This window comes from Vibrio sp. V42_P2S4T144 (assembly GCF_009904715.1).
Taxonomy (GTDB): Bacteria; Pseudomonadota; Gammaproteobacteria; order Enterobacterales; family Vibrionaceae; genus Vibrio; species Vibrio alginolyticus.
Genome location: NZ_WXWS01000048.1, coordinates 1 through 3,763 on the forward strand (window position 1 = coordinate 1; position 3,763 = coordinate 3,763).

At 43.9% G+C, this 3,763-nt stretch carries 3 protein-coding genes; 2 read left to right on the plus strand and 1 reads right to left on the minus strand.

Annotation, left to right across the window (positions count from 1 at the left end):
- Together CAG68_RS01445 and CAG68_RS01450 are read left to right on the plus strand one after the other, a co-directional pair.
- A partial coding sequence (locus tag CAG68_RS01445; protein ID WP_161440711.1) for an ATP-binding protein occupies positions 1-820 on the plus strand: 820 nt, incomplete at its 5' end.
- Positions 817-1,503, plus strand: coding sequence for a response regulator (locus tag CAG68_RS01450; RefSeq protein WP_017634565.1), 687 nt, complete (start codon positions 817-819; stop codon positions 1,501-1,503). The genes CAG68_RS01445 and CAG68_RS01450, both read left to right, overlap by 4 nt.
- A gap of 91 nt (positions 1,504-1,594) precedes the next feature.
- On the opposite strand, the gene CAG68_RS01455 is transcribed toward CAG68_RS01450, so the two are convergent.
- The gene (locus CAG68_RS01455) at positions 1,595-3,730 is read right to left on the minus strand and encodes a TonB-dependent siderophore receptor (protein ID WP_161440712.1); all 2,136 of its coding nucleotides are present in this window, start codon (positions 3,728-3,730) and stop codon (positions 1,595-1,597) included.
- Between the last annotated feature and the right edge of the window lie 33 nt (positions 3,731-3,763).

The window sequence follows — 3,763 nt, forward strand, 5'->3', positions numbered from 1 at the left end:
ATATACAGTATTAGAAAGCGGGCAGGAAGATCATGATATTGAAATATTCCTTAATCATAAGCGCCTGATTGCAAATCGCTCTCCAATTTATGTTGATGGAAAAATCGTGGGGGCGGTATCGAGTTTCCGTTTAAGGGATGAAATTAATGATCTAACCGAGCAGCTATCACAAACCAAGGAATATGCAGATTTGTTACGTTCGCAAACCCATGAGCATCGAAATAAGCTCAACACCATTAGTGGGCTAGTACAAATGGGTGAGCTTGATGCGGTGCAAAAGTTAATTGGACAAGAAACCGCACACTATCAAGCAATGATTGAGTTTTTAAGAGATACCGTTAAGGACCCGCTAATTGCAGGTATGTTGCTTGGAAAAACTGAACGTGCTCGCGAGTTAGGCTTACAACTGGTGGTTGAGGAAGGCAGTCGTCTGGAGCCCCTACCTGAGTGGCTAAATTCGGAAGACCTTGTCACAATTTTGGGTAATTTGATTGATAACGCTTTCGATGCCACGTTAACTTCAATTCGCGATGAATCAAATGTTGCGTCAGAACGCAGAAACATTGATGTGTCCGTTAGCGATTACGGAAATGAAGTGATACTTGAGGTGATAGATCATGGTTGTGGCCTCCCAAAAACAATGGATCCACAAACATTATTTACAAAAGGCGTTTCAACGAAATCTCGTCAAAATCGAGGTGTTGGGTTACACCTTGTCAATCAGCTTGCTACTCGATATCACGGCCATGTTGAGATGATACCCAATACAAATTATGGGACAAGAATAACGGTGTACTTACCCAAGGAAGAACAATTATGAGTATGGCGACTCGCGTAATGATCATTGAAGATGATCTGGCTATTGCTGAGCTGCACCACAAATACTTAAGCCAACTGACAGGTTTGGAAGTGGTTGGAATTGCGACCACGAGAATGGAAGCGGAAATGCAACTCGACATTCTTAAGCCAGATTTACTATTGATGGATGTCTATCTTCCCGATGGCACAGGGCTTGAGATACTAAATACACTGCGTGCAAGTAACCAAACGTGTGATGTCATTTTGATTACAGCCGCAAGGGATGTCGATACATTACAACAGGCGATGAGGGGTGGCGTTGTCGATTACCTGTTAAAACCCGTGATGTTTCCACGCTTAGATGCCGCACTGAAAAAGTATGTGTCCCAACGCCAACAACTAGACATCGTAGAGAGTTTGGATCAGAACCTCGTTGATAAAATGCTGCAGTCTCATGCCAATCAAGACAACTTGCCGAACCGATTACCAAAAGGGATTGATGGTGTAACCCTAGACAAGATCAGAGAGTTGTTCCCAAATGGCAGTGTGCTGACCGCTGATGAGGCAGGCGAAAAGATCGGCGCGAGCCGAACAACGGCGAGGCGCTATTTGGAGTATCTTATCAGCACTGGTGAACTAGAGGCTGATTTAAACTATGGCTCTGTTGGTAGGCCAGAAAGGTGCTATAAAAAAGTGACAAGGTAGCGTTTATATTGATGCTCTATGCAAAATAAAAAGCGATGGCTTATTGTAGAAACCATCGCTTTACAAATTACTGCTGTTACGTTCTAAGAGGTTAGAAGTTGTATTCTAACTTCGCTTCGATAGAGCGCTCAGCGCCAAACCAACAGTTTTTTTTGTCGTAACAAGAATAGTATTCTTTATCGAATAGATTGCTTGCAGAAAGTGTGACGCTAGCCCCTTTCATTGATTCAGATACCGTTGAGAAATCGTAACTTGCTGCTAAATCAAACAAGGTGTAGTCCGGTACTTTTTGACTATTCTGTGCATCAATTTGTGCTTCTCCGACATAGCGAACGCCAGCACTGGTACGAAGGCCTGAAAGATTTCCTTCAAAGAAGTAATTGGCCCATAGAGAGGCCGTTTGCTCAGGTACCCAAACCGGCGTTTTACCTTCTTGGTTGTAATAACTGTCCTCGGTAATCTCCATATCGGTATATGTATAGCCTAGAGTGAAATCAGCTTGTGCTGTGGCTTGCCATTTTGCCTCAAGTTCAATACCTTGTGATACCACTTCGCCCGCTTGATAGTTCGGTGCATATGGATTATTCGGATCGGTCAAGATCGCGTTTTTCTTCGTAATATGGAAGAGTGCTAAGTTACCTGAGATATCACCAGATAATGGTGCGTATTTAAAGCCTAACTCCCATTGATGACCGGTTGATGGCTCAAATGCTTTACCAGAAGAGTCGGCACCCGCAATTGGCTCGAAACTTTCCGAGTAAGTAAGGTATGGCGAGAGACCAAAGTCTAGCTCATACAAACCACCGACTCGGAAAGATACGTTGGTATCGTCTAACTCTTCCTTGCTCTTGGATACTGTTCCTAGATAATCGCTAACGGCGTCTGTATTTGAATCGTATTTATCCCAACGAAGACCTGCAATCATTACAAGTTGGTCGTAACGAACTTGATCTTGGAAATAAACGCCAATCTGCTTCGTTTTGATATCCAAGTTTTGTTTGTATTGGAAATTCAGTGCATTACGATCAATGCTGTTGTGGTCAGGATTAAAAATGTCCTGAGTTAGCGAATACCCAAGCGTGTCTTTGTATTTTACATCTGAGTCTAGATACTGATAATCAAGCCCGAACAATAAGTTATGTTCAAAATTTCCTGTTTTAACGTAGCCCGATAGTTGGTTGTCAATCACAAAGGATTTGGACTTTTCATCGGTTAAATAGGCATTTCGACCAACGGTACGGTTATCCGCTTCAAGTGCACCGTTATATGTGTTTTCCTGATAGGCATCGGCGGTCATGTAGCGGGCATTCTGTAGAAATTGCCAATTGTTGTTAAAGTCGTGTTGGACTTTGTAACCCATCATCAGAACTTCGCGTTCGTAAGTGTTCCAGTCCTCATCCCCTAAATAAGTGCTTGGTGACATCGAGCCAAGTGGGTTTTTAATCACTGAGCCAGACGCAGGCACAGTCGTGTAGATACCTGCTGATGGATCATTTTGATAGTAAACATTCACGTTCACTAATGTTCTTTCTGTCGCTTGCCAATTGAAAGATGGGGCGAGTACGTAACGTTCGTCTTCAGACGTATCGGCTTGACCATCTCGCTGTTTTGCCAGGCCGACGATACGGTAATCAACATTAGAATCACCAACTTGTCCTGTGGTGTCGAACGTCAGTTCTTTTAGGCTGTTAGTCCCTGTACTAATCGAGACAGAGTGTGAGGGTGTTGACTGAGGCGCCTTGGCGATAATATTGACCATACCTCCTGGTGGAATATTGCCGTAAAGAACAGACGTTGGCCCTTTAAAAACCTCGATTTGCTCAAGAGCAACGGAATCGACCTGAGGTTGAAGGTTCCAACCGTTGTACAGCAAAGGAAGACCATCATAAAAGTTGGTGTAGTTAATAAAACCACGAATATTGAATAGGTCGAGTCGGGAAACGGCACCGCCACGCAATTCTGTATTTACGCCAGGCGCGTAACGCAATGCTTCGCTCACCGAGTTTACGCCGCGCAGGTCAATGTCATCTTTAGTGATTACCGTGATCGCTTGCGGTGTTTCCTCCGGTTCTAAAACGGTTTTAGTTGCGGTGTTTCGGTATGTTTCTCCTAGCACCGTAATCGTTTCGTGTTCGGATACGCTCTCAGTCGCATTGGCGTGGCCAGCGAGCAATGCGGATACGACGAGAGCAACCGCTGAACGATGAAATCGAATCGGGCTTTCCATATTTATAAATTCCACTACTTTTTCTATTTATTG